This window comes from Glaciihabitans sp. GrIS 2.15 (assembly GCF_035984695.1).
Lineage (GTDB): Bacteria > Actinomycetota > Actinomycetes > Actinomycetales > Microbacteriaceae > Lacisediminihabitans.
Genome location: NZ_JAXCHU010000001.1, coordinates 333,193 through 358,820, shown reverse-complemented (window position 1 = coordinate 358,820; position 25,628 = coordinate 333,193). Strand labels below are relative to the sequence as shown.

Here is a 25,628-nt window from a genome sequence, read left to right as displayed (position 1 = left end):
ACGCTTTCCTCGACAGTGATGTTCTTCTATCGGGTGGTCGAGCCGACCCTCTCTGACCGGTTCGCGGCCGGCGCGTGCCGCTCGAGAAACTCGAAGACCTCGGTGCTGTCGACGCCGGGAAACGCCCCGCTCGGCATCGCCGCAAGCAATGACGAGTTGAGGCGCGCACTCGGCCAGGAGTGTTTATCCCACTTGGTGGCGAGGACGCTCGGCGGCAGGCGACAGCACGAGGGGTCAGGGCAGGTCGAGGTGAATCGATTCTCGGTGTCGCGCCCTCGGAAGAACTTCGCCTGGGCAAATTGCGTGCCAACACTCACCGAGAATTGGCCGCCCGGTGCTGATTGGATGCGTGAAGTGCACCAGTACGTACCGGCCGGCTTGTCGGTGTACTGGTGATAGGGGCTGAAGCGGTCAGCCACGTCGAAGACGCGGCGCGCGCTCCAGAAACGGCAGACGACCTGTCCCTCTACCGCGCCGAGGGCATCCGTCGGCAGCGTCACGCTGTCATTCTCATAGGCCTTCGACACCGTGCCGCTTTCATGCACCTTGAGAAAATGCACCGGGATGCCGAGATGCTGGGTCGAAAGATTGGTGAAGCGGTGGGCTGCGGTCTCGTAGCTCACCCCGAAGGCGTCGCGGAGGTCTTCCACCGAGAGCTCGCGGGCGAGCTTCGCCCGGGTGAGGAGCTCGACGGCACTCTTCTCGGGCACAAGCAGGGCGGCCGCTAGATAGTTGGACTGCACGCGCTGGTCGAGGAAGTCGGCATAGTTACTTGGTTCCTCATGCCCGAGAACGTGGCTGGCGAGGGCCTGCAAGACAACCGACCGCGGATCGGCGTCCGCGCTCGCTCCCTGTGGCACGTAGATCCTGCCGTTATTGAGGTCGGTGATCGATCGCGTGGATCCGGGCAGGTCCGCAACAGAGTGAAGCGCAAAACCGAGGTGGGTACCCAGATCGGCTGCGACCCGCTGGGACAGCGGCCCACCGGTATGCCCGACGGCCGCGAGCAGCCCCCGTGCCACATCCTCGAGCTCGGCGAAGTAGTTGTTGCGTCGTCGCATGGCCTTCCGCAGCTCGGTGTTGGCGCGCCGGGCCTCCTCCGGCGTTGCCGCGCGCTCGCTGTGTACCCGCTCGAGTTCGCGGTAGAGACCGAGGATCGCCTCGATCGCCTCGTCGCTCATCGCCTTCCGCACCGCGAGCTTTGGCAGTCCGAGCGAAGCGTAGAGGGGTCCGCGCTGTACGCGTTCGAGAGCGATCTCGAGCGCCGCACGGCCGGTGGGCGGCTCAGAGCTCAGCAGCTGGTCGATCGACACGTCGAGAGCGCGGGCGAAACGTTGCAGTTCCCCGAGTTTGAGTTCGCGCCTGCCGTTCTCGATGACCGACACCTGGGAGGCCGCGCGCCCGATCGCGACCCCCATTTCGTCAAGGGTCATCCGCCGAGAAGTGCGCAGTTGCCGGATGCGTCGACCGATCGTCAGTGAATCGAGCATGTCTTCATCCTCGAGCGAGTCGAACGGCCGCGGTCCCATGGGCTCAGGATGACACGGGAACTTCTTGCCGTAAATAGAAGAAACACAGAATTTCTGCCATGAATTGTGGAACAGAGCACCCTGATTGGCCGCATCGTGGGTTTTACGAAGCCAACGAAGGAGCACGATGACCAGCCACCCGGGTGACCAAGACCAGACCGCCACCGAGCTCGAGACGCAGTGGAAGACCGACGCACGCTGGAACGGAGTCGAACGGGACTACACGGCGGAAGACGTGATCGCGCTACGGGGCAGCGTCCAGGAGGAGCACACCCTCGCCCGCCGCGGGTCGGAGCGGCTGTGGAGTCTTCTGCAGTCCGAGGAGTGGGTGCCCGCGCTCGGCGCCCTCACCGGCAACCAGGCCGTTCAGCAGGTGCGCGCCGGCCTCAAAGCCATCTATCTCAGCGGCTGGCAGGTTGCCGCCGATGCAAATCTCTCCGGACAGACCTACCCCGACCAGAGCCTCTATCCTGCCAACTCGGTGCCGAATGTCGTGCGACGCATCAACAACGCGCTGCTGCGCGCCGACCAGATTGAGACCTCGGAAGGTAATCGAACGACCGAGTGGCTCGCACCCATCGTCGCGGATGCCGAAGCCGGTTTCGGCGGCCCGCTGAATGCCTACGAGCTGATGAGCTCGATGATCGCGGCGGGAGCCGCTGGCGTGCACTGGGAGGACCAGCTCGCGAGCGAAAAGAAGTGCGGTCATATGGGCGGCAAGGTACTAATCCCCACTGGCCAGCACATCCGCACCCTCAATGCCGCGCGCCTCGCAGCCGACGTCGCGGGCGTACCGACGATCGTCATCGCCCGCACCGACTCACTCGCCGCCACCCTCGTCACCAGCGACGTCGACGAACGCGACCGCCCGTTCCTCGATGGCACGCGCACACCGGAGGGCTTCTATGGCACTCATCCCGGCATCGAGACCGTGCTTTCTCGCGGCCACGCCTACGCCCCCTATGCCGACCTGCTCTGGGTCGAGTCCTCGGAGCCCGACCTGAACCTTGCCCGCACCTTCGCCGAGAGCATCCACAAGGAATTCCCCGGCAAAAAACTCGCCTACAACTGCTCGCCGTCGTTCAACTGGAAGAGCCACCTCGATGACGCCCAGATCGCGACCTTCCAGCGCGAACTCGCGGCAATGGGCTACGCATTCCAGTTCATCACCCTCGCCGGGTTCCACGCCCTCAACCATTCCATGTACACGCTCGCCCGGGACTACAGCCAGCGTCACATGAGCGCCTACGTTCAGTTGCAGGAAGCCGAGTTCGCCTCCGAGGCCGACGGGTACACCGCAACCAAGCACCAGCGTGAAGTCGGCACCGGCTACTTCGACAGGATCTCCACGGTGCTCAATCCCGGGAGTGCGACCCTCGCGCTCGTCGGCTCCACCGAATCCGAACAGTTCCACTAAACCGCCAGCACGGAAAGGCATTCTCATGACCATCGACAGCCGTATGACCGTTCTCGGCAGCTCCGAGCCCGGGTTCGACACCATCCTCAGCCCCGAGGCTCTCACCTTCATCACGCGACTCCACGACCAGTTCGCGGGCCGCCGCCAGGAACGCCTGAACGCGCGAATGGTGCAGCGCAAGAATATCGAAAACGGCCGCAACCTCGGCTTCCTCTCCGAGACCGCCGCGATTCGGGCTGACTCCGGATGGCGCGTCGCCGGCGCCGGTCCCGGTCTCGAGGACCGCCGGGTTGAGATCACCGGACCAACCGACCGCAAGATGACGGTCAACGCGCTCAATTCCGGTGCGAAGGTCTGGCTCGCCGACCTCGAGGATGCCACCAGCCCCACCTGGTCGAACATCATCGGCGGGCAGCTGTCGCTCTACGACGCCATCCGTCACCAGGTCGATTTCACGAGCGAGGCCGGCAAGCAGTACACCGTTGGCGAAACGACTCCAACGATCGTGATGCGCCCGCGCGGCTGGCACCTCGTCGAAAAGCACCTGAGGTACACCGACCGGGCGGGGCTCGGCAAGGCGGCATCCGCGTCGCTCGTGGACTTCGGCCTGTATGCCTTTCACAATGCTGCGGCGCTCATTGCGGACGGTCGTGGACCGTACTTCTACCTTCCGAAGATCGAGAACCACCTCGAGGCACGGCTATGGGACGACATCTTCGCCTTCTCGGAGATCGCGCTCGGGCTCCAGCATGGCTCGATTCGCGCGACAGTTCTCATCGAGACGATCACGGCCGCGTTCGAGATGGACGAGATCCTCTACGAGTTGAAAGATCACTGCGCTGGCCTCAACGCCGGTCGCTGGGACTACATCTTCAGCCTGATCAAGAACTTCCGAGGTCGCGGCCGCCAGTTTGTGCTTCCCGACCGCGATCGCATCACGATGACCTCGCCGATGATGCACAACTACACCGAGCTGCTCGTCGCCACCTGCCATCGCCGGGGAGCTCATGCGATTGGCGGCATGAGTGCGTTCATCCCGAACCGTCGTGACCCCGAGATCACCGCGCAGGCGTTCACGAAGGTGCACGACGACAAGCGGCGCGAGGCCACCGATGGCTTCGACGGCACCTGGGTGGCGCATCCGGATCTCGTCGCCACCGCCCGCGAGGAGTTCGACGCAGTGCTCGGCGATCACCCCAACCAGGTCGACCGCCAGCGACCGGAGGTGGATGTCTCGGCCGCCGATCTGCTCGATGTGCGCTCGTTCGACCAGACGGTCACCACCGAGGGCGTGCGTCGCAACGTCTCTGTCGCGCTGCGATACATCGAAAGCTGGTTGCGTGGCGTCGGCGCGGCGGCGATCGACAATCTCATGGAGGACGCCGCCACCGCGGAGATCTCGCGCTCGCAACTCTGGCAGTGGATCGCCCAGCGGGTGATCACCGAACAGGGTGACCTCGTGACGCGAGACCTTGTCGAGGGGATGCTGCAGCGCGAGCTCGACGGCAGCGACCGGTCGACCGACGACCGATTCGATGATGCCGCCGCCATCGTGCGCCTGGTGACACTGCAGGATGACTTCCCGACCTTCCTCACGATCCCGGCCTACGCGCACTACCTGGTGGACACGGTCGCGGAGCGGGAGTCAGTCTCCGCCTGAACGCTGTCCCGGTGGCAGCCGTACCGAAGCTCCGCTCCCACGAGTGACACTCGCGCCCGAACGTTTGGGCGCGGGTGTCACTCACGGGCGCGCAGGCAGTTTCCCCGGCCGGACGGATAGACTACATACCGCCCGGTCGGTTTTCCGGTCGGTCGGCACACCCCACCAACAAAAGGCATCAATGGAGATCGTCGGCGCGGTCCTCGAGCGCATCGGGGCGAAACCGCCCTTTGCGGCATCCGTTCCCCTGTCGATCTCCCGGCTGGAACTGGATGCTCCGGGCCCCGGAGAGCTCCTGGTGCGCATCGAAGTGGCCGGCGTCTGCCACTCAGACCTGTCTGTCGTCGACGGCAGTCGGGTGCGGCCGACCCCGATGCTTCTCGGCCATGAGGCCGCCGGAATTGTCGAGCAACTGGGCGGTGAGATCACCGACCTCGTGCCCGGCGACCGAGTGGTGATGACCTTCCTCCCTCGCTGCGGCACGTGTGCGGGATGCGCCACCGGTGGTCGCCTCCCCTGCGAGGTCGGGAGCGCGGCCAACAGTGCGGGCACACTGCTCGGCGGAGCGATGCGGCTGCACCGGGACAGGCATCCGGTCTCCCACCATCTCGGAGTCTCCGCCTTCGCGACCCATGCGGTCGTTAGCCGCGCCTCGGTGGTGCGCGTGGATCCGGACGTTCCGGCGGATGTCGCGGCGCTGCTCGGCTGCGCGGTGCTGACCGGCGGCGGTGCGGTGCTCAACTCCGCCAAGCCCGAACCGGGCGAGACCGTGATGGTCGTGGGACTCGGCGGCGTCGGCATGGCCGCAGTTCTCGTCGCGCTCTCGCTCGGGCATCACGTGATCGGCGTCGATGGTGTCGAGCAGAAGCTCACGGCGGCCCGCGACTGCGGCGTAACCGAGACCTACACCCCCCAGCAGCTACTCGACGCCGGAGTGCGAGCGCCCGTGGTGATCGAGGCAGCGGGCAACGCGCGTGCCTTCGAGACCGCACTGGCCGCGACCGCCGCGGGGGGACGAACCGTGACGGTCGGCCTCCCGGCCCCGGACGCCCGCGCGTCGATCTCCCCGCTCTTGTTGACGGCCGAGGCGCGAACCATCATCGGTAGCTACCTCGGCTCTGCAGTGCCCTCTCGCGATATCCCGCTCTTCGCCCAGCTCTGGCGCGACGGACGACTGCCGGTCGAGAAACTCATCTCCCGACGCATCCGTCTCGACCAGCTGAACGAAGCGATGGATGCCCTGGCCGAGGGTCGCGCACTGCGCCAGCTGATCGTATTCGGGCCGGAAGACCATCTGAAGGAGACCGCATGACCGAGCAGCGCATCGCCATCGTCACGGGAGGCGCCCGAGGCATTGGAGCCGCCATCTCGAAGCGGCTCGCCACCGACGGGTATGCCATCGCCGTGATCGACCTGCGTGAGGAAGACACGGCGACCACCGTCGACGCGATCGTGGCGGGCGGCGGGCGCGCACTCGGCATCGGAGCAGATGTCTCAGACGCCGACGACGTGAAGCGCGCGGTCGCTCGCACCGTCGCCGAGCTCGGTGCTCCGACGATCCTGGTCAACAATGCGGGCATCCTGCGCGATAACCTGTTATTCAAGATGACCGAGGGCGACTGGGATGCCGTGATGGGCGTGCACCTCCGCGGAGCGTTCCTGATGAGCCGCGAGGTGCAGAAGCACCAGGTCGAGGCGAAATGGGGGCGTGTGGTCAACCTCTCGAGCACCTCCGCCCTCGGCAACCGCGGGCAGGCCAACTACTCCGCGGCGAAGGCCGGCCTGCAGGGCTTCACCAAGACACTCGCCATCGAACTCGGGCCGTTCGGCGTGACCGCCAATGCGATCGCACCCGGCTTCATCGCCACCGACATGTTGCGCGCCACCGCCGAACGAATGGGCATCACCTTCGATGCGTTTCTCGAGGGTGCCGCGAAGGAGATCCCGGTGCGCCGGGTCGGCCAGCCTGAGGACATCGCGGCGATGGCATCCTTCTTCTGCTCCGAGGAGGCCGGGTTCGTCTCCGGCCAGGTGGTCTACGTCTCCGGCGGACCGAAGGCCTGACCCGATGAAGATCTTCGCGACTCCCTCTGCACTTCTCGATGCCGTTGGGCACGACCTCGGCGCCACCGACTGGTTCGAGATCGACCAGGAACGCATCAATGCGTTTGCGATCGCGACCGGCGACGAACAGTGGATCCACGTCGACCCCGAACGTGCGGCCGCCGGTCCGTTCGGTGGCACCATCGCCCATGGCTACCTCACCCTCTCGCTTGTGCCGTTCTTCACCGCACAGCTCTTCGATGTCCGTGACGTGCAGATGGCGATCAACTACGGTCTCGACCGCGTGCGCTTCCTGCAGCCCGTTCGATCTGGATCGCGAGTTCGCGCATCCGGATCGATCAGTAGTGCCGAGGTGGCCGGCCGTGGCGTGCGCATCGGCGTGAAGATAACGATAGAGATCGACGGCGAGGCGAAACCCGCTCTCGTCGCAGACACCATCGCCCTGTTCGTGGGCGATATGCATGAGGAGCAGTCATGACCGAGGAGAGCCCATTGACCGAGAAGAACCTTATTGAGCTGTGGATTTCCGCCCGCTGGCACCTCATCGTGTCGCAGGTCGCGCCGACCGTTTTGCTGATTGTGACGATCGGCCTGCTCGATGCGGGGCTGACGACGGCGCCCGCCAGCGTGCGCCTCGGGGCCGCCGGCATCCTCCTCGCCTCCGGCATTCTAGGTGCGCTCGTGCAGATCTCGGTGACCGGCGAGGCCCTCGCGGTGATCGACGACCTCGACACGATCGTGTCGCCCTCGGCGGTGTCGAGCCGTATCATCGCCTCCCGCCGCTGGATCGCGGTGCCGCGCTTCGTCACCCCGGCGGTATTCATCCTCGTGTACCTCGCCCTGCTCGCGGCCCTCTTCCTCACCGCGCGATGACCACGCCTGTCGTCCCAACGGGTTACGGCTACGGCCGCGCCTTCCCCACCCGGTGGAACGACAACGACGTCTACGGGCACGTCAACAACACCATCCACTATGCCGCTATGGACACCACGATCACGAGTTGGCTGATCGAGGTCGCCGGGCTGCAGACCGGCGGTGAGCACGCGCTCGCCGTCGTAGTCTCCTCTGGCTGCACCTACCGGGAATCCGTCTCCTTTCCCGACACCCTCGTGATCGGCCTCCGTGCCGGTCGGATTGGTTCGACGAGCGTGACCTGGGAGCTCGGCATCTACCGCGAGAGCGACGGGTTGCTGGTGGCCACAGGACAGTTTGTGCACGTCTTCATCGGGGCGGAGTCACGACGTCCGGTGCCGATACCGGATGCTGTGCGAGAGGCGATCGAGCACGACCTTGTGGTCGCCGCATGAGCGGCGAACCCCGCGGACTCGTCACCTCAGCGTTGGAAGCGTGGCTGCGCGCGGAGCATCCGGAACTCGTGGGCGAAAGCGCGCTCGAAGCTAGCCTGATTACGGGCGGACGCAGCAACCTGACCTACCGCCTGGTTGGCGGACCTGCTCCGCTGGTGCTGCGTCGGCCGCCGCTCGGGCATGTGCTGGCGAGTGCGCACGACATGGCCAGGGAATTCCGGGTGATTTCGGCGCTCGGCGGCAGCACGGTGCCGGTTCCGGGAGCGGTGCTGTACCGGGATGACACCGACGGCACCGCCGGCGTTGGCACTCCTTTTTATTTGATGGGCTTCGTCGACGGCCAGGTGCTCTCCTCCCCCGCCGCGAACATTCCCTTCAGCCCGGCGCAACTTCGAGCGCTGAGCCTCGACCTCGTCGGGACATTGGCTGAGCTGCACTCCCTCGACCCTGCCGCTGTCGGGCTCGAGGACTTCGGTCGGGCGGCCGGATACCTCGAACGCCAGGTTCGCCGCTGGGGCGAGCAATACGACAGGTCCCGCAACCGTGAATTACCGGAGCTCAATGCGCTGCAGGCTGCGTTGCGTGAGGGCGTGCCAATCACCGTCAGTTCCTCTCTCGTTCACGGAGACTTCCGCCTCGACAACGCCATCGTGCGAGTGGATGCCGATGGCCGGCCGCGCATTGCGGCGATCCTGGACTGGGAGATGGCCACGATCGGTGACTCCTTCACCGACCTCGGCCTGCTCGGCCTCTACTGGGACATCCGCGGTATCAGTGCCGAGGCGGCTGCTGTCGCCGCGAGCGCCGTCGACCCGGATGCCGGATACCCGAGCTTCGCGGAGTTGCTCGACACTTACGCCGCCGCCCGCGGGACGCCCGTGCCCGAGCTCTCCTGGTATCTCGCGTTTGCGGCCTACAAGCTCGCGATAATCCTCGAGGGCATCCATTTCCGATTCCAGGCCGGCGAGACCGTCGGCCCCGGCTTCGACACGATCGGCGGGCTTGTCACGCCGCTCGCCCAGGCCGGGCTCCGCTTCCTGGTCGAGAGGACTCCCTGATGGACTTCGCCCCGGATGCCAGCACCGTCGAGATCGTCGCGCGGATGCAGGCCTTCCTCACCGAGTGTGTCTACCCCGCCGAGTCCGTGCTCGAGCGCCAGGTTGCGGAGACTCCGGATGACTGGAGCCTGCGTCCGATCGTGCGCGAGCTGCAGGCTGAGGCCCGAAAGCGCGGCCTCTGGAACCTGTTCCTGCCCGCAATGGGCCTCACCAACCTGCAGTACGCGGCCGTAGCGGAACTCACCGGCCGAAGCCCGAAACTCGCGCCAGTTGCACTCAATTGCGCCGCCCCCGACACCGGCAACATGGAGGTACTGTCTGAGTTCGGCACCGTCGCGCAGAAGCAACGCTGGCTCGAGCCGCTGCTCGAAGGGCACATCCGCTCGTCCTTCTGCATGACCGAACCGGAAGTGGCCTCCTCCGATGCCACCAACATCGCGACGCGCATCCGCCGCGACGGCGATGACTACGTGATCTCCGGTCGCAAGTGGTGGTCGACCGGGGCCATGAACCCCGAGGCCGAGATCTTCATCGTGATGGGCCGCACCGCGTCGCCGGAGTCGGATGCCCCGCGCCATCGCCAGCAGAGCATGGTCCTGGTGCCTCGCGACACGCCGGGGGTCACTATCGTGCGGCCGCTGACGGTGTTCGGCTACGACGACCGGGATCACGGCGGCCACGCCGAAGTGCTCTTCGACGGGGTGCGCGTGCCCGCGACCAACCTCATCGCCGGAGAGGGCGACGGGTTCGCAATCGCCCAGGCGCGTCTCGGCCCCGGACGCATCCACCACTGCATGAGACTGCTCGGCATGGCCGAGCGCACCATGGATCTCATGCGCGAGCGCGCGAAAAACCGTATCGCCTTCGGGAGGCCGCTGGCCGACCAGGGCGTGGTGCGTGAATGGCTCGCAGAGAGTCGCATCTCCATCGAATCGCTAAGGCTGCTGGTGCTCAAGACCGCCTGGCTGATGGACACCGTGGGCAATGCCGGTGCGATGACCGAGATCCAGGCGATCAAGATCGCCGTGCCGCGAGCAGTGCAACAGATTCTCGACCGCGCCATCCAGCTGCACGGGGGCGGTGGTCTCACCGCGGACGATCCGATCGCGGAGATGTTCGCCGGGGCCCGCGCACTTCGTCTCGCCGACGGACCGGATGAGGTGCACCTGTCATCGCTCGGCAAGGCCGAACTGCGACGCTGACACCCGTCAAGCGCGACGAGAACTTCTAGCGAAGTACCGAACTGAGCAGCAGGCTCGTCTCGCTGTTCACGATCCCTTCGATCGCGCGGATCTCCCCCAGGGTGCGGTCGAAGTCGGAGAGCGTCTCCGTGCGCAGCTCGGCTACGAGGTCCCAGCCGCCGTTCGTGGTGTGCAGTGCGCTGATCTCCGGCATTCCGCGCAACTGGCGGATCACATGATTGGTGGTGCGCCCCTCGACCTCGATGAAAGCGATGGCGTGGATGGTGAGCGGGTCCAGTTCGTCCCGCACGCGCACCGTGAATCCCACGACGGTTCCGGATGACACGAGCCTCTCCAGGCGGCTACTGATTGTCGCTCGAGCCACTCCAAGAGTGCGCGCGAGGAACGCGACGGATGCCCGGCCATCTTCGCGCAGGGCGGAGAGCAGCTTGCGATCGAGGTCATCGAGAATAGGCATGACCATAATGTATACCGCGTATTGACAGAGTTCGCGATTATGCATCATTAGATCAGCTTTTTGCTAATTCTATTTGCATATCGTCGCAATCTAGGCTTGTACCCTATCGAAATGGAGACGGCCGTGACGCGGTTTGTGGATGTTCGCAATATGGTGCGCTGGGCGACAACCACCGGCCCCGAAAGCATCATCGGCGGCATGATCGGCTACCTACGAGACGACTTCCGTCGCTGGGAGAGCTTCGACAAGACCGCGCGTGTCGCCAGCCATACTCCCCTCGGTGTGATCGAGCTGATGCCCACCAGCGACCTCGAGACCTACGCCTTCAAGTACGTCAACGGTCATCCCTCCAACCCAGCCCGCGGATTCCAAACTGTCACCGCCTTCGGCGTGCTCGCCGACGTGCACAACGGCTACCCAACGCTTCTGGCCGAAATGACCCTGCTCACCGCTTTCCGTACCGCCGCCACCTCGGCGATGGTCGCCCAAGAGCTGGCCCGCCCGGATTCCACCACCATGGCGATGATCGGGGCCGGCAGCCAGGCCGAATTCCAGGCCCTCGGATTCCGGGCTGCGCTCGGCATCGACCGACTGCGAATCTGGGACACCGATCCCGAAGCCCTGGAGAAGTTCGTGCGCAATCTCACACCGCTCGGATTCGACATCACCGTCGCCACGAGCGCTGCGGATGCCGTGACCAGCGCCGACATCATCACCACCTGCACCGCCGACAAGGCCCTTGCGACGGTGCTGACGAGTGACCTCGTCGCGCCGGGCGTGCACATCAATGCGATCGGCGGCGACTGCCCAGGCAAGACCGAGCTCGAGGCCGCAATCCTCGCTCGGGCATCCGTCTTCGTCGAATACCCGCCACAGACCCGCGTCGAAGGAGAGATCCAGCAGATGGCGTCCGACTTTCCCGTCACCGAACTCTGGAGGGTGATCGTCGGCACCGAGCCCGGCCGCACCTCCGCCGAACAGATCACACTCTTCGATTCCGTCGGATTCGCCATCGAGGACTTCTCCGCCCTGCGCTACCTGCGCGATTCCGTGGCCGACACCGACTTTTTCGATGAGATCGACCTTGTCGCGGCTCCGGAAAATCCGAAGGACCTCTTTGGCATGATCGGCGCACTCTCCCCCGTCGGCAGCTGAGCCCACCCGTGTCGATCCAGGCGCCCTCGGCGGTCGTGCTCGTGCGACCGCTCCACTTCCGACCCAATCCGCTCACGGCCAACGACAACGTCTTCCAGGCAACGGGAGCTTCGACGGAGTCTTCCCGAATCGCGACTGCGGCCTACGAGGAAGTGACGCGGGCGGCCGCGGCTCTCCACGCCGCCGGCATCCGTGTGCACCTCTTCGACGACGAGAGCCACGATCGACCAGACAGCGTGTTTCCCAATAACTGGCTGTCAACCCATCCGGGCGGGCACGTCGCGCTCTACCCGATGTTCGCCGTGAATCGACGCGGAGAGCGACGATCCGACGTGATCGAGATGCTGAAGAACGAGTACCGGGTGCAGGATGTGATCGACTATTCCGGGCTCGAGCTCGACGACGTGTTCCTCGAGGGAACCGGCGCGATCGTGCTCGATCACGTCTCGCGAATCGCCTACGTAGCCCGGTCGAATCGAGCCGATCCGATCGCGCTCGAGCGATTCTGCACGAACTTCGGCTACGAGCCGATGGTGTTCGATGCTGTCGATCCATCCGGCGTGCCGATCTATCACACGAACGTGATGATGGGGGTCGCCACGGACTTTGCGCTGGTCGGCTTGAACCTCATCCAGTCGCCCGCGCGTCGGGCCCAAGTGATGGACCGGCTCACCGCCCACGGTCGCATCCTCATCGATCTCGACTTCGAGCAGGTGTGCAACTTCGCCGGCAATGCGATCGAACTGCATGCGCCCAGTGGTTTTCAGGAGCACGGTGGCCGCATCCTCGCCCTCTCGCGCCGAGCGGCCAACAGCCTCCGGCCCGACCAGCTCGCGATCATCGAGCGGTCGTGCACGCTCCTGCCCCTCGACATTCCGACCATCGAGCTCGCCGGTGGGTCGGTGCGCTGCATGATCGCGGGCATCCACCTCGACCCGCGTCCCGTCGTAATAGCGGCCTGAAGCGGAGCGTCCCTCGCAAAGCCTCCCGCAGAGCATTCGGTTCGCGGAGCAGTGGAGCCCCACCCCCGCAGACTCGAGTTCTTCAGGACGAAGTCCTGCACAACGGCAAGGCTGCCAGCCCCCGCCAATAATACGCAGCACCCATTTTCACCGGAGTTGTCCAAGACGGAAGAATCCGATGCTCCCGACGGTCGCCGAAGCCAAATGATCGAGGCCGCAATCACTCACAATGTTGTGCCGACCATTAGAAACCGCCGTTCGTACCGACGCTTCCTTACGCGAAGAAGATGGACGCTTTTTTTAGAAACGCCCGATCCAGTTTCAGATCCGCGTTCTCTTTCCGCAGCCGGACCAGCTCGGCCCTCTCGGACTCCGTGACTTCAGTCTGTCCCGTCTCGTTGCGGGTCTTGAACGCAGTCACCCAACGGCCCAGACTTGCCTCGTTGATACCCAGCTCGCGGGCCACCGTCGCCACCGCCCTGCCAGTGGTGCTGACCAGCTTCACGGCCTCGTCTTTGTACTCAGGAGTGAACTCCCGACGTGATCTTGCCATAGCGAACATTCTCTCTTGTGAGGTGTCCACCACCCGGGGTCAAGGCCAGGGCGAGCACGTCGGCTCTGTATGGGTATGACTCGGTCAGCAGGTTGACGAGCGAGTGTTATCCGACCGCAGGTGGTAGCTGCACGAGCGCAGCACCGAAGACGTCATACAGCTACGACAGGGTTGGCAATCGTAAGGTCCAATCCGCCCGCACCGTTACCGGTTCAACGGCCAGCACTGTCTCGACCGCCTACACGTACGATGCCGCGGGTGAGTTGCTGTCCCAAGCAGTCGCCGGGGTACCGACCGTGACGAACACGTGGACTCCGAACGGGGCGTTGGCGACCTCGGCAACCCCTACCGGCACGAAGACGTTCACGACGGACCTGTCCCGTTGATAGTTCCTCTTCTGGCGCGATCGCGTAGCTGGGCTTCGTTGTAGGTTTACAACCGTGCGCTATGACGTTGATCGTGTAGTCGGTGAAATATCTGCGGCTGCTGACGAGTTTCTTCGGCCACGGTTTCGCTGTCTTGGGTTCCAAGATGTAAGAGAGAAATCTGCTGGCGAGGTCGTGACCGTCGCTGATGAAGAGTGTGAAGCTGAACTGGGACCCGCTCTAATGGCCTCCGTTCCGGGAAGCGTGCTTGTCGGCGAAGAGGCCGCCGCGCGCGATCCCGCCCTGATCAATCAACTATCCGGGACCGGGCCGGTATGGCTACTCGATCCGCTTGATGGCACGTCGGCTTTCATCAAGGGTTCACCGGATTACGCGATCATGGCCGCCCTCATCGTTGACGGCGTCACCGTCCTGTCGGTGATCCATCAACCAGAGCATGAGCTCACGTACGTTGCGGAACGTGGTTCGGGCGCTCACGAAACGCATACTGGGACGCGACTATTGGCTACGGATCGGAGCCCGAGCGAAGAGCTTCTTGGTTCGGTGATGAAGCGTTTTCTTCCTGACGATATTCGACGCATGATCGAACACCATGAGAGTAACTTCACCTCGCTCACACCGCACACAACATCAGCGGGTATCGAATACCCGGCAATCGCCTGCGGGGAGCGTGACTTTATTTTGTATTGGCGCTTACTCGCCTGGGACCATGCACCAGGGGTTCTCCTCCTTACCGAGTCGGGTGGGGTCGCAGCTCACCTCGACGGCCGTCCGTATCGCCCAACCAATCAATGCGAGGGACTCTTGGTTGCACGTTCCCCAGAGCGGTGGGAAGAAGCCCGTCTCAAGCTTGGATTGTGAATGACTTCTGCTGACCCGCCGCCCTAGGTTGATTTGGTGAACCTTCCCATCTGACGTCGGCTGGCCAGCTCGGCTACGCGGGTGATTCACATCAAAATTTGTCGTTTTGAGCAATGACAGTGATCCATCTCTCGATGGAGGTTGGCTGGGTTGATTCTTCAAGCCTGAGCGGGGTCCATCCCGCAGCCATAACGACGCGGTGTAGATCCTCTTCCTGCCAGTAGGTGAAATGCCGTGGCGCGTCGAGTTTCCGGTTAGACCATTCATCACCGTCTCCCTTTTTGAGCGAAGCGACCAACACCCCACCAACACGGGTCGCACGCTGTGCGACCGCCATGACGCCGCGCAAACGAGTACGAGCCACATGCAACAACACGGCGTTTGCAAACACGGCATCGAACGGACCACCGAAATCATCTGCGGTGACGTCTAGGGTGTGCGCTTCAAGCCCTCTCGAGTGAAAAAGCCTGACAAATGAGGCCGCTGCGTCGGTGCGGGTCACCACCAGGCCAGCCTCCTCTAACGCCGCAGCGTCGCGGCCAGGTCCACTTCCGAGTTCCAGAACCGACGAGCCTTGAGGCACTAACGCGATCAGGCCGTCGACCAGTTGAGATCTGATATTCGAGGTACGCGCAATGTATTGCTCGGCGTGCAGCTCATAAGCGGCCAAAGTGATGGCGCTTGAATCTCCGCTGGTGCTAGCCATCTGCCAATACTCTCGCGAATGCGCGCCCTGGCATACTGGCCGAATGGCGCAGATACCTCGCTCGCGAACTCTCTACGTCAGCGATCTTGATCGCACGCTGCTCACGTCCGCCAGCTCTGTCAGCGAGGCCTCGGTCACGATGCTGAATGCGGCGCTCGAAGCTGGCGCACTTTTCACCTACGCGACCGCGCGTTCCCACCTGAGTTCGCGAAGAGTGACTGCCGCTCTTCGGTTGAATTTGCCTGTCATCACCTACGGCGGAACGCTGACGGTGCAATCACAAAGCGGAGAGCATCTCGACCTGCGGCTCTTGGATCAGGCAGCCGTCGAGTCATCGCTTCAACAGGGCAACTCTCATCCGACCGCCGAACCTATCCTGCATACATTCGAGGACGGACACGAATGGCTACGGTGGCGGCCAACCCGGATGACCGCCGGAGTGACGGCATTTCTCGCCGCGCGTCCGAACGACCCGCGGCTTCGCCCGATCACGGTAAACGATCCGCTGAATACGGCCGCAGTGTTCTACATCGCGATCATTGGCGAAAATCTGGCACTCGTCAACGTGCGTCATGCACTGTTACCCGCGCTTGCCAACGCCGCGCATTTTCTCAGCCAGGACTCTAATACCCCCGGGCTGGACTGGCTCGAATTTCACCATGAAGAGGGAACGAAGGCGAAAGCAATCGTACGAGTGATGAAACAGCTCGGTGCTAATCGACTTGTGGTGTTCGGCGACAACAACAACGACCTGCCCATGTTCAGAATTGCCGACGAGTCGTACGCCGTCTCCAACGCAATACCGGCCGTGCTCGCTGCAGCGACTGGTGTCATTGGGAGCAATGACGACGACGCAGTTGCCCGCTGGGTTACCGACGACTTCAGCCGGAGTTGAAGACGCTCACGGCGATGATCCGCGAACCAACTACATTCCCCACGCAACGCAACCTGGACTCCGTCACCACAGTCAACAATGAACCCCGAAAGCAGCTGCACGTAGTCCCGCAACGGGTTCGGCTTGCGGGCCCACACAGGAGTATCCGCAATCGGCTGGGGCCCAATTGCCTCGCGCTGTGTTGGAGCCATCGTCAGGTATGGCCGGCCTCCAGATTCTCGGCGAGGATGGCGAGCAATCTGGCGAGGTCGGATATCTGGTCATCGGTCAGCGAGGAAAGCAGCCGCTGTTCGTTCGCGAGATAGGCGGCGATCAGTTCGTCGGCCAAGGTGACTCTTGCGGCGGTGAGAGTGATCCTGCGCCTGCGGCCGTCGGCGGCGGATACCTCCCGTGTGACGAGTCTCTTGTCCAGTTCGACACCATCCTCGCCAGAGCACCATCGGAAGCGGCGCCGAGGAACCATCTCCCCGGACACCGCTCCACCCTGCCTACTTGACTAAGCCAACGATCTGTTAGTGTCCTGCGCCTGAAATTCTCTGGTTAAGTTGTAGAATGGGGTATGCCGAGAACAGGACGCCCGAAGACCGAACTGACACTGAGCGAGGACGAGCGAGAGCAGCTGCTGCGCTGGTCCAGGCGGGCGAAGTCCTCACAGGCGTTGGCGTTGCGATCCCGGATCATCCTCGCCTGCGGCGAGGGCCTGGATAACAAGTCGGTGGCGGAGCGGGCGGGCTGCTCGACGAACACCGTCAGCAAATGGCGTGCCCGTTTCGTGCAGGACCGCCTGGACGGTCTGGTCGACGAACCGCGTCCGGGGCGGCCGCCGACGATCACGGCCGAACGGGTCGAGGAGGTCGTCGTAGCGACGCTGGAGTCGACGCCGAAGAACGCAACCCACTGGTCGAGGGCGAAGATGGCCGACCGCAGTGGCCTGTCGAGGTCAACGATCGGGCGGATCTGGAAGGCATTCGAGCTGAAACCACACCGGGAGGACGGCTTCAAGCTCTCCACCGATCCGCAGTTCGTGGAGAAGGTCTACGACGTCGTCGGCCTCTACCTGAACCCACCCGAGGCGGCCGTCGTGTACTGCGTGGACGAGAAGTCCCAGGTGCAGGCCCTGGCCCGCTCGCAGCCGGCGTTCCCGATGATGCCGGGCATGCCGGAGAAACGCACCCACGACTATGTGCGCCACGGCACGACCAGTCTCTTCGCCGCGTTCAACACCGCCGACGGCACCGTCATCTCCTCAATCCACCGACGGCACCGGGCCATCGAGTTCAAGAAGTTCCTGAACAAGATCGACGCCGAGGTCCCCGACGAGCTCGAGGTCCACCTCGTCTGCGACAACTACAGCACCCACAAGTCCCCCAGCATCGTCAAATGGGTGGAAGCGCACCCCCGATTCCACATGCACTTCACCCCGACATACTCGTCCTGGATCAACCAGGTCGAACGCTTCTTCGCCTACGTCACCGCCGACCTGCTCCAACGCAGCGACCACCGCAGCGTCCAGGCACTCGAAGCCGACATCCGCACATGGGTCAAAGGATGGAACGAGAACCCGAAACCATTCATCTGGACCAAGCCCGCAGGACAGATCCTCGAATCCCTCAGCCGACTTCTACAACGAACTACCGGCGCAGGACATTAGCTGGTTGGGGCGGTGAGAGTCCACACGATGGGCTGGAAGGTCTTGAAGGTAAGCGTGCTGCCGTCGCTGCTGCTCGGCAGCAACTTAGGGTAGGCGGAGGCGCTGGTGCTGTTGTTCGCGTTGTAGACATAAACGCTGTCGGCGGTGGTATTCGTGGTGATGGTGACCAGCTTGTTCTGGGCTGTGCCGAAGGTCGTGTTCCCGTCAGCGTTTGGGGTGGGGTAGACCAGCTTCTGGAAGCCGCTGTACGGAACAACCTGTCCGCGGATTTTTTCACTGCCAGCCGGGCTGTTGGCATAGTTCCCGAACACGCTGGTGCAGCCGGTGAAGTTGACATTGCATTCTTGGATACCAAAGGTCTTCACAGCGGTTCCAGTGAGTGGGGTGACATCCTGCCCGTTCGGCCAGTTACCGAGCACGATCAGTCGATCGGTGGCGACTGCACCCGGTGCGAAGGTCGCGGTGATTCCGAATCCAGTCACGGATCCGCCCTCGGGAGTGATGACGACGCTTTGGTACGCGGTAGCTGCGGCCGGGGGGGGGGGGGGGGCAGCGGCAAACGAGGTGGCCGGGGTCAGTGCTATGGCAGCCAAAACAGCAGCAGAAACAGCGAGGACGGCACTTTTACGACGGAAGGAAATAATTAATCTTCTCTCAAGTTACTGGTTAGGGGAGATAGCGAACTTGCTTCTTGATAACGGAGCTGAGCTGCAAACGGTTCAATCCAGGTCGTAATTCGTTAGTAGGTGTCTTATATGTTGGGCTGGCGCTGGTTGGCTGGGACGATGCAGGTCCTTCTGGGCGGGCGTGACTCATCAGCCCTTTGGCCCTCGCAAGGTGTCCTCCCCGTGACCTATCCGCTCAGTCGGCAGTCCCGAACACCACCAGGTACCCGGTTGGCATCCGGTTGATGGCTACTTACTTGGGGTTTGGGGTTGTGATTTTCTCACCGGCCGGAGACAGAACGTGCCAGATGTTGAGGACACCTTGACCGTTCGTGTCGCCAGGCTTGGTGTCTTTGGAGAAGGCGTAAATCGGCAGTCCGTTGATGGTGATCTGCTTGCCACCGTTGACTCCGGTGATTGTGGCGACCGTTCCAGTTATTCCCATGACCGTCGGGGACGCTGAGGTGGTGGTGATGGCGGGCCACAGGGTTGCGCAGGGGCCAGTGCAAGCGCTCACGCCGGAGTTAGCGGTGTCTTTGTCCCACGCGTAAGCGGTCATGCCTTTGCCATCGACGATGATTTGTCCCAGCTTTCCACTGGCGGTCGCCGCATCAGGGTTCATCACGGGCGCCTTCGACGCCGACATCGATGGCGACGCTGATGCAGCGGTGGTGGGTGCGCCGGTGGTGCTGGAACAGCCGGCTAAGGCGACAACCGCCAGTGCGGATCCTGCCAGAGTGAGGAGGAGTTTGGTATTCATGATGGGTTCCTTCTGTGTGAATTGCAGTGTCTGAATTGCAGTCTGTGGTGCAGCTGCGGGATTGAGAGATTTGCTCTCCCCCTGAACAACGGGCCACATCCAACCTTCGTTCACGCGTTCAGCAAATTTTCAGCAGACCAGTTCGGATTCGGGGCGGCTGAACGAAATGGGTGAGTGTTCATGTCGGCGGTATTGAGTCGACTGAACCGGGCTGAGCTCATGCTGCACGGCGTGACCGAGACCGTCACTGTCACGGAATTTGTCATGCTGAATCCGGTTCTGACCGGTCGTGGAGGTCAGGTGACGGGGAGCATCCCCATCACATCGAGCGACTGTGGTGGGCCTGCGCCGGGCGTGGGATTCGTTACCGTCGAAAGTGCTGGTTCTATCGAATTTCTTCTGAATCTGACTCAAGAGTGAACGATTAAACTCAGCACTTCGTTGTACGAGAGAGAGAAAGAGTACGACGGAGAGAGGGAGGTGGTCTGTGACATCCGATCAGAGCGAACTTTTGCATGCATTGCACGATGTGCAGGGGCCGGCGTTGTTTCGTTACGTCCTGCGAATCACCGGTGACCACTCCTTCGCGGAAGATGTCGTGCAGGAGTCGTTGCTGCGGGCGTGGAGGAACCGCGCGATTCTTGAGCAGAGCGACGAAGCGGCTCGCGCGTGGCTTTTCACCGTTGCCCGGAACCTCGTGATCGACGATCGACGCAGCGCCCGCCACAACCGCGAGATCATCACTGATGCGCCTCCTGATGTTCCGAGTCCGGACAAGACAGAGTCGGTGCTTGATACCTGGCTGTTGTCTGACGCGCTCCTGACACTCTCACTCCAACACCGCGCCGTGGTCGTGAGCGCGTACTACCTGGGTCACACAGTGGCTCACATTGCACAACAGCAGGGCATCCCCGAGGGGACCGTCAAGTCACGACTTCACTATGCGCTGCGCGCGCTGCGTCTCGCCCTGCAAGAAAGAGGGATCACCCAATGAACGACAGTCCAGACGAATTCCGTGACTGGGATGCCGCGTATGTACTCGGCGCGCTGAGCGCCGAAGACCGGCGCGAGTATGAGCAACACCTCACCAACTGCCCCGCCTGCACCAGCGCGGTCGCCGAACTGGCAGGTATGCCTGGACTTCTTCGAAAGCTCCGCCCAGAAGACGCCGAAGCCCTCATGACCGTCCCCGACGACGGGCACCTGCGTGGGCAGCAACACGAACCCGGTCTCGTGCACAGGCTCGCTACAACCGCCAACAAACGACGTCGACGTGTTCGCGCTGCCGCCCTCGCCCTCATGGCCGGTGTCGCTGCCACACTCGCATTTGGTGGCATCTTTATTGGTGCCTCACTACCACCCTCTGCACATGTTGCCCGACTACCGGCGACCAGCGCACCAACGGGGACGGCTGTGATGATGACTCCGGTGCAGCCGGGAACCATGTCTGCGATCTTGACGGTCTCCTCCAAGGCGTGGGGTACCCGTTTCGATTGGACCTGCGACTACGTGAATATCGACGGAAAAATGAATGCTGCGAAGTCATACTCCATGGTGATGACCAATACATCAGGTGTCGAGACGGTAATTGCAACCTGGAGCGCAACCCAAAAGCCTCGTGCGACCGAACTGGCAACATCGTCGAGCACAGCAACATCGAAGATTCGCCGTATCGAAATCCGCGTAGTGGAAACGAACACCCCCCTGGTAGGAGTGAACCTGTAAGGACTACGAAGACGCGAGTTCGGCCGGGGTGGCCACCACGCACAACGACTCAAGCTCGGAGCGGGCCCCGTTCGGTGCGAACCCTCGAGGATTGGGTGGGATCACCCTCGACGGCGAAGTGATCGCGATCAAATTCCTCGATGTTGAGGGTAGACACAACGATGTCGACGGCACAGCGGACGAGGACGACTTTTCGGTCGTCGCTTAAGAATGGCGCAGGCGTCGGATGGCAACTCTGCGAGTTTGACTGCCAACACCCGGGTCAGCCAAACGGTAGATGAGCAGATGCTCTCATTAGCGTCACCCGCACCGTAGCGGTTCCCAAGTGACACAAGATCGATACTCTCGGAACGAGTCGGTCCGCCCACCGGCAGGGGATGATCTGACGGTGATCTGTCTGAGTTCGCGCGAAGCAATGAGGGCAAGGTAGACGACGCTCGCGACCCCACCAACGGCAAATAGACCGACGCCCAAGTTCGCATCGAATTGGTTCGAGGACCCAAGGGAAATCAAGCCCGAGATGACCCCGACCACAGCGATTACAGGGGGGAGAACGCGTGCCTGGCCGGTTTTCATGACCAAAGCTTATGACTCAGGATCATGCGGGTCTGATCACTGCGAAGGGTGGGTCATCGGCAAACGAGCACGCGCGATAGTTGTTGCGGAGCGGGTCGCGCATGCGGAACACAGACGATCGCCGTTACCGCTTCACGGCCGGGGTCGCGTGTTCGGGCGCGCAAATCTCGGAGCTTCTTCAGGCCGATGACCGAGGCGACAGGTTTGATGAAGATGATCTCGCCGAATCGATACTCTCGTGCCGGCGCGAGTGGCTGTGCCAGCTCCGGACGCAGCTTCCACAGGGACGCGCGGCCTTTCTCGGCATGCAGCGAGCCATTAGCTCGGCTTCGGCGATTTCCCCGGATACGCACCCTCCACATAGACCGAGAATGCTCTCCCTGCTCGAAGGATCTTGGGAACGGATTGCCTCGCGGACACGGTAGCGATTGATGTAGTTCGCTCGGGTGCCGCGGTTCTGGTACCCGAGCACCACCGTTGCCTCACGCCCGCCGAGGCACGGAGATAATCCCATACGTCGCGTTGTCGATCTCCAATAAACGCCTTCAGCCCAGAGAAGGATTCCGGCAAGGCCGCCAAGTGGGACCACTAGCCGCAGAACTTTACTCGGCAGCATGACCTCACTGTACGGACTACCCAGTGCCACGGACCATCACGCGACCACCGTTCCCCGCCAAACCACTGGCTCGTGCGCAGATAGCGGTCCAGCTGGCGAAAACTATCTGATGGCAATCCAGTAGCGTCGCAGCGGCCCTTCTGGGTCTTCGATGCTCTCAGGTACGCCGCCGTTGCGTTGGATTGTCGTGGCTGATGCTCCGTTGTCTGCCTCACAGACGAGAAGCACGCGATCGATGCAGAGCTCCTGAGCAATGTCGAGGATCTGGCTCAGCGCCCACGTCGCAAGACCTCGACCGCGGGCGGACGGGCGGATACCGTAACCGATGTGTCCAGCTTTTTGAATGAGTTGGCGATCCCCGGTTCTCAGCGCGATGCCTCCGACCACAGCGTCTTGGTCGACGATCCAACGATAGATGCAGCGGTATCCCGTCTCATGGTGCGTTGCGGTAGAACCGGATTCGGAAAGGAGACGTGTTACCCATGTTGAGAAGCCAGCAGGAGAGGTCACAACGTCGGATGGGAGGAGGCCGAAGCCGTCTTCGTGTAAGCCGGGGCCCCATTCGAGGTGAGCATCGAGCCACGCGGAGTACAAAGCGGTGGTTGGCTCGATCAACGTGGGCATCAGGTTTTCCTTAGGCCATACTGCCATCTCTTCCTCCGCCAAGCCGCGAGCTTTCCTCCGCTATACCGAGAGCGCATCGCACGGTCCCTTCCCCAGTGATACCGCGTCGGCACAGTCGATGGTTGGGTCATGCTTGCGGTCCGCTACCGGTAGGCATGGCGCTTTTTACGGAACGAGCCTGACCTGCTGCACGCTCCAGGTCACCGCTCGTCTAATGTGAGCGGTCAATTCGACAGGGGCGCAGCCCAGCCGGGGCGCTTGATGAGGCAGAACGGGTGTCCGGCGGGATCGGCGAACACGTCCTCGCCGTCGAGCTTTCTGGCGCCGAGCGCAAGGATACGCGCCGTCGCCACGGCGACGCTCTCCACCATGATGTCGAGGTGCATCTGTTGCGGGATGGCCGGGTTTGGCCAGGTGGGTGGGCGATGGTTGGGGGCGAGTTGAAATGCCAGTCCGGATGTCGTGTCATTCTCGGCGACCACGACGAAGTCTTCGCTGTCATAGGTGACGGGCTGGCCCAACAGTTCCGAATAGAACCGGCCGAGAGATCGAGGATCTGGACAATCGAGGATGAGGTGGTGAATTCGCCCGAACATGCTCCTATGGTCTCGCTTGTGGCGGAATGCCGCCAGGCCTTCTCACATCAGCGACGATGACGAGGGTCCCGAAGGCCGTTCCTATCCGACCTGGTGCTGTTCGTGTTCTCTCCGCACAGTGTGAAAGGCTCACCGGGTGACGACCCTGCTATCTGAAGCGGCCACCCGATCTTTGGAAGAGCGACTTATTGCGTGGTTCACCACCCTTCGATCTGACGGCTCTCCACACACCACACCTGCATGGTTCATCTTCGACGAGAACTTTATATGGATCGCGTCCGGCCAACGGAACCGAAAGGTTGCCAATATCTTGGTGGATCCTCGCGTGAGCATCGCGATTGACGGATCCGCCTCCAGCCCGTTGGTCGCCCAGGGCCGCGCCGCGATTATCAGCATGGCCAACGTGCCGCAGATGGTACTCGACGGTTTAGCGCGCAAGTACAACGGCTGGGACCCTCGTGACAACTCGATCGATGGAGAAAGGGTGCTTCTCAAAATATCAATCGATCGGTGGCTGCTCGCAGCGTGAGCACGCCGCTGACGGTTCCACTGAGACACAGCATCGGCAGTCTCGGTCCTTGAGCTCGTCGATCCTAGATCTACTGCGGTGGAGGTCCGCCGTGTGGTCAGGATCGAGATGCAGAGGGTTCTCGCGCGGAGTCGCCGAAGTCCGAGGGATGTGTTCGACTACTGCAATGGCGCGACACGACGATGGCGGATGGGTGTTCGCGAGAGCCCGTCCCGTGGACAGCGGTGCTATGCGTCAGCTCGCTCGCCGCGCCTACGAGATTTACGTTGATCGCGTCGGGCAAGAACCTGCTCCGATGGCCTCCGACTACGAGACGATCGCGGCCTCGGGCCGGGCTCTGCTCGTGTGGCACGAGAGGAACCTCGTGGGGATGCTTGTGACTCGTCTCGAAGAGAACACGCTTCTGGTCGAGAACATCGTGGTCAGCCCTGATGTGCAAGGTTCAGGCCTCGGGACGGCGTTGCTTGTGAAAGCCGAGCGCATTGCACACAGCGCCGAAAAAGCAGCGGTGCGGTTGTACACCAATGAGGCAATGGTGGAAAACTTGGCCTTTGAATTGAATGGCTTCAGATTCGTCGTGCGTGAGGTTCCTCGATCGGTTGGGCGGGTGGCGTCAATGTCATCGAAATAACTGATGCGATGATCGCAACATGGCACTCAACGATGGTTGGAACGTTGGTGCGTTGCTCGGCCTCGACGAGCCGCGTCTGCTCAGAGCAGTAGCCTTCGAACGCCACACAGCCTGAACCCGATTGGCGGGGTGGGCCTGGAATCAGTCACTCTGGCCGCCAGTGACGGCGATGAGATCCCATGCCTCTTCCTCACGCCTCCGACACCGACACCGACACCGACACCGAAACCCTGGCACCGTGCGGTGAGCGCCGTTCATCAGCATGCCGGCCGATTCGACCTGGGCAAAAGCGAGCTCGCGGGCCTTCGCGGTGATCCCTCGATGGCGTTCGGATTGCGGTTGGCGCAATCCGGTTTCCCGACGCTCATCCCGGATTTGGTTGGATTCGAGGAGCGGCAGCGACCCGGTGATGATCCGGCCTCGGCCGAAAAGTTCGATGCCTTTATCCGAATCGCCGAGGGCTCGAGTCTCCAGGCCAAGCACACGAGCGACGTAGCCGTGGCCACGTCCTGGCTTGCCGAGAATGAAGACATCTCCGGGCCGATCGGGATCATGGGCCACTCGCTCGGCGGCCAGATCACCCTGTTCAATCTGGCATTCGACAATCGTCTGAAGGCAGGAGTAATCAACTGCGGGATCGGGACGCTCACGTCCATCAGGGAACGGCGCATCCCTCACAACCCGGCATGGTTCGTCCCTGGTCTGATCGAGCGAGGAGACGTGCAATCCATCGCCGCCAACATCACCGATCCACAGGTCTTGGTGGTTGCGGGTACCGTCGATCCGTGGTTCCCGGCATCTGGCGTCCGTGAGGTTGTAGACGCCTTCCCGCCAGGCGCCTGTGACTTCCGCGAGGAGCGCACGGCCCACGAACTGTCCGAGAGGACTCTTTCCGCAGCGGTTATCTGGCTCCAACGAAACCTCTAGCGCCCCAAGGGGTTCCCACGTGACACGGCGTCGGCACGCTCGGCGAAGAGCTGGACTGGCCGAGGATCTGTCGCATTGATCATCCCTTGTCTGGTGCTTTCTTGGCGAGGGCTTAG

30 protein-coding genes are annotated in these 25,628 nt (G+C 62.8%); 20 read left to right on the top strand and 10 right to left on the bottom strand.

Features of this window, described 5'->3' with window-relative positions:
* Positions 1–26: 26 nt before the first annotated feature.
* A complete protein-coding gene (locus tag RCH11_RS01755) occupies positions 27–1,490 on the bottom strand; it encodes a helix-turn-helix domain-containing protein (protein ID WP_327055258.1) in 1,464 nt (487 codons plus the stop codon).
* Positions 1,491–1,656: 166 nt separating this feature from the next.
* Between RCH11_RS01755 and aceA the strand changes: the two genes are divergently transcribed.
* The 9 genes from aceA to RCH11_RS01710 all read left to right on the top strand — a co-directional run bounded on the left by aceA (position 1,657) and on the right by RCH11_RS01710 (position 10,237).
* Positions 1,657–2,946 carry an isocitrate lyase gene (gene aceA, locus RCH11_RS01750; RefSeq protein ID WP_327055257.1) on the top strand — a complete coding sequence of 430 codons (1,290 nt, stop codon included), beginning with the start codon at positions 1,657–1,659 and terminating at the stop codon, positions 2,944–2,946.
* A gap of 25 nt (positions 2,947–2,971) precedes the next feature.
* On the top strand, positions 2,972–4,606 hold the full coding sequence (gene aceB / locus RCH11_RS01745) for a malate synthase A (RefSeq protein WP_327055256.1): 1,635 nt from the start codon (positions 2,972–2,974) through the stop codon (positions 4,604–4,606).
* A 181-nt stretch (positions 4,607–4,787) separates the two neighbouring features.
* Positions 4,788–5,918 (top strand): alcohol dehydrogenase catalytic domain-containing protein, encoded by a 1,131-nt coding sequence (locus RCH11_RS01740; RefSeq protein ID WP_327055255.1) that lies wholly within the window; start codon positions 4,788–4,790, stop codon positions 5,916–5,918.
* On the top strand, positions 5,915–6,670 hold the full coding sequence (fabG, locus tag RCH11_RS01735) for a 3-oxoacyl-ACP reductase FabG (RefSeq protein WP_327055254.1): 756 nt from the start codon (positions 5,915–5,917) through the stop codon (positions 6,668–6,670). The genes RCH11_RS01740 and fabG overlap by 4 nt, the downstream gene beginning before the upstream one ends.
* A 4-nt stretch (positions 6,671–6,674) precedes the next feature.
* Complete coding sequence (locus RCH11_RS01730) at positions 6,675–7,148, top strand: MaoC family dehydratase (protein WP_327055253.1); 474 nt, start codon at positions 6,675–6,677, stop codon at positions 7,146–7,148.
* Entirely contained in the window at positions 7,145–7,543 is a 399-nt protein-coding gene (locus tag RCH11_RS01725) for a hypothetical protein (protein WP_327055252.1), read from the top strand. The genes RCH11_RS01730 and RCH11_RS01725 overlap by 4 nt, the downstream gene beginning before the upstream one ends.
* Positions 7,540–7,977: an acyl-CoA thioesterase gene (locus RCH11_RS01720; RefSeq protein WP_327055251.1), complete on the top strand. Its 438-nt coding sequence runs from the start codon at positions 7,540–7,542 to the stop codon at positions 7,975–7,977. The genes RCH11_RS01725 and RCH11_RS01720 overlap by 4 nt, the downstream gene beginning before the upstream one ends.
* Positions 7,974–9,035 carry a phosphotransferase family protein gene (locus RCH11_RS01715; protein ID WP_327055250.1) on the top strand — a complete coding sequence of 354 codons (1,062 nt, stop codon included), beginning with the start codon at positions 7,974–7,976 and terminating at the stop codon, positions 9,033–9,035. Before RCH11_RS01720 ends, RCH11_RS01715 begins: the two co-directional genes overlap by 4 nt.
* Positions 9,035–10,237 carry an acyl-CoA dehydrogenase family protein gene (locus RCH11_RS01710; protein WP_327055249.1) on the top strand — a complete coding sequence of 401 codons (1,203 nt, stop codon included), beginning with the start codon at positions 9,035–9,037 and terminating at the stop codon, positions 10,235–10,237. Before RCH11_RS01715 ends, RCH11_RS01710 begins: the two co-directional genes overlap by 1 nt.
* 25 nt (positions 10,238–10,262) lie before the next feature.
* On the opposite strand, the gene RCH11_RS01705 is transcribed toward RCH11_RS01710, so the two are convergent.
* Positions 10,263–10,694 carry an Lrp/AsnC family transcriptional regulator gene (locus tag RCH11_RS01705; RefSeq protein WP_327055248.1) on the bottom strand — a complete coding sequence of 144 codons (432 nt, stop codon included), beginning with the start codon at positions 10,692–10,694 and terminating at the stop codon, positions 10,263–10,265.
* A gap of 111 nt (positions 10,695–10,805) precedes the next feature.
* Between RCH11_RS01705 and RCH11_RS01700 the strand changes: the two genes are divergently transcribed.
* On the top strand, positions 10,806–11,849 hold the full coding sequence (locus RCH11_RS01700; protein WP_327055247.1) for an ornithine cyclodeaminase: 1,044 nt from the start codon (positions 10,806–10,808) through the stop codon (positions 11,847–11,849).
* Between the two features lie 8 nt (positions 11,850–11,857).
* Positions 11,858–12,811: a citrulline utilization hydrolase CtlX gene (ctlX, locus tag RCH11_RS01695; RefSeq protein ID WP_327055246.1), complete on the top strand. Its 954-nt coding sequence runs from the start codon at positions 11,858–11,860 to the stop codon at positions 12,809–12,811.
* Positions 12,812–13,085: 274 nt separating this feature from the next.
* Here ctlX and RCH11_RS01690 read toward each other — a convergent pair whose 3' ends face one another.
* Entirely contained in the window at positions 13,086–13,364 is a 279-nt protein-coding gene (locus tag RCH11_RS01690; RefSeq protein WP_327055245.1) for a transposase, read from the bottom strand.
* Positions 13,365–13,602: 238 nt separating this feature from the next.
* Positions 13,603–13,731: a hypothetical protein gene (locus RCH11_RS01685; protein WP_327055244.1), complete on the bottom strand. Its 129-nt coding sequence runs from the start codon at positions 13,729–13,731 to the stop codon at positions 13,603–13,605.
* 73 nt (positions 13,732–13,804) lie between these two features.
* Between RCH11_RS01685 and RCH11_RS01680 the strand changes: the two genes are divergently transcribed.
* On the top strand, positions 13,805–14,611 hold the full coding sequence (locus tag RCH11_RS01680; RefSeq protein WP_327055243.1) for an inositol monophosphatase family protein: 807 nt from the start codon (positions 13,805–13,807) through the stop codon (positions 14,609–14,611).
* Positions 14,612–14,702: 91 nt separating this feature from the next.
* On the opposite strand, the gene RCH11_RS01675 is transcribed toward RCH11_RS01680, so the two are convergent.
* Positions 14,703–15,317, bottom strand: a complete 615-nt coding sequence (locus RCH11_RS01675) for a class I SAM-dependent methyltransferase (RefSeq protein ID WP_327055242.1) — start codon at positions 15,315–15,317, stop codon at positions 14,703–14,705.
* A 43-nt stretch (positions 15,318–15,360) separates the two neighbouring features.
* On the opposite strand from RCH11_RS01675, the gene RCH11_RS01670 reads away from it, so the two are divergent.
* Positions 15,361–16,212, top strand: a complete 852-nt coding sequence (locus RCH11_RS01670) for an HAD family hydrolase (protein WP_327055241.1) — start codon at positions 15,361–15,363, stop codon at positions 16,210–16,212.
* 193 nt (positions 16,213–16,405) lie between these two features.
* Here RCH11_RS01670 and RCH11_RS01665 read toward each other — a convergent pair whose 3' ends face one another.
* The gene (locus RCH11_RS01665; RefSeq protein ID WP_327055240.1) at positions 16,406–16,540 is read right to left on the bottom strand and encodes a hypothetical protein; all 135 of its coding nucleotides are present in this window, start codon (positions 16,538–16,540) and stop codon (positions 16,406–16,408) included.
* 231 nt (positions 16,541–16,771) lie between these two features.
* Between RCH11_RS01665 and RCH11_RS01660 the strand changes: the two genes are divergently transcribed.
* A complete protein-coding gene (locus RCH11_RS01660) occupies positions 16,772–17,863 on the top strand; it encodes an IS630 family transposase (protein WP_327055239.1) in 1,092 nt (363 codons plus the stop codon).
* Here RCH11_RS01660 and RCH11_RS01655 read toward each other — a convergent pair.
* Together RCH11_RS01655 and RCH11_RS01650 are read right to left on the bottom strand one after the other, a co-directional pair.
* On the bottom strand, positions 17,860–18,345 hold the full coding sequence (locus RCH11_RS01655; RefSeq protein WP_327055238.1) for a hypothetical protein: 486 nt from the start codon (positions 18,343–18,345) through the stop codon (positions 17,860–17,862). The genes RCH11_RS01660 and RCH11_RS01655 overlap by 4 nt on opposite strands.
* A 436-nt stretch (positions 18,346–18,781) precedes the next feature.
* Positions 18,782–19,288: a COG4315 family predicted lipoprotein gene (locus RCH11_RS01650; protein WP_327055237.1), complete on the bottom strand. Its 507-nt coding sequence runs from the start codon at positions 19,286–19,288 to the stop codon at positions 18,782–18,784.
* Between the two features lie 231 nt (positions 19,289–19,519).
* On the opposite strand from RCH11_RS01650, the gene RCH11_RS01645 reads away from it, so the two are divergent.
* The 3 genes from RCH11_RS01645 (at position 19,520) to RCH11_RS01635 (ending at position 21,013) form a co-directional block, all read left to right on the top strand.
* A complete protein-coding gene (locus RCH11_RS01645; RefSeq protein ID WP_327055236.1) occupies positions 19,520–19,708 on the top strand; it encodes a hypothetical protein in 189 nt (62 codons plus the stop codon).
* A gap of 67 nt (positions 19,709–19,775) precedes the next feature.
* Positions 19,776–20,282 carry a sigma-70 family RNA polymerase sigma factor gene (locus tag RCH11_RS01640; RefSeq protein ID WP_327055235.1) on the top strand — a complete coding sequence of 169 codons (507 nt, stop codon included), beginning with the start codon at positions 19,776–19,778 and terminating at the stop codon, positions 20,280–20,282.
* A complete protein-coding gene (locus RCH11_RS01635) occupies positions 20,279–21,013 on the top strand; it encodes an anti-sigma factor family protein (RefSeq protein ID WP_327055234.1) in 735 nt (244 codons plus the stop codon). Before RCH11_RS01640 ends, RCH11_RS01635 begins: the two co-directional genes overlap by 4 nt.
* Positions 21,014–22,307: 1,294 nt before the next feature.
* Here RCH11_RS01635 and RCH11_RS01630 read toward each other — a convergent pair.
* Both RCH11_RS01630 and RCH11_RS01625 read right to left on the bottom strand, forming a co-directional pair.
* Positions 22,308–22,829 (bottom strand): GNAT family N-acetyltransferase, encoded by a 522-nt coding sequence (locus tag RCH11_RS01630; RefSeq protein WP_327055233.1) that lies wholly within the window; start codon positions 22,827–22,829, stop codon positions 22,308–22,310.
* Positions 22,830–23,053: 224 nt separating this feature from the next.
* Entirely contained in the window at positions 23,054–23,425 is a 372-nt protein-coding gene (locus RCH11_RS01625; RefSeq protein ID WP_327055232.1) for a VOC family protein, read from the bottom strand.
* Between the two features lie 136 nt (positions 23,426–23,561).
* On the opposite strand from RCH11_RS01625, the gene RCH11_RS01620 reads away from it, so the two are divergent.
* From RCH11_RS01620 to RCH11_RS01610, 3 genes are all read left to right on the top strand, one after another.
* Positions 23,562–23,954, top strand: a complete 393-nt coding sequence (locus RCH11_RS01620) for a pyridoxamine 5'-phosphate oxidase family protein (RefSeq protein WP_327055231.1) — start codon at positions 23,562–23,564, stop codon at positions 23,952–23,954.
* Positions 23,955–24,120: 166 nt separating this feature from the next.
* The gene (locus RCH11_RS01615; protein ID WP_327055230.1) at positions 24,121–24,585 is read left to right on the top strand and encodes a GNAT family N-acetyltransferase; all 465 of its coding nucleotides are present in this window, start codon (positions 24,121–24,123) and stop codon (positions 24,583–24,585) included.
* 243 nt (positions 24,586–24,828) lie between these two features.
* Complete coding sequence (locus RCH11_RS01610; protein WP_327055229.1) at positions 24,829–25,512, top strand: dienelactone hydrolase family protein; 684 nt, start codon at positions 24,829–24,831, stop codon at positions 25,510–25,512.
* The last annotated feature ends 116 nt before the right edge of the window (positions 25,513–25,628 follow it).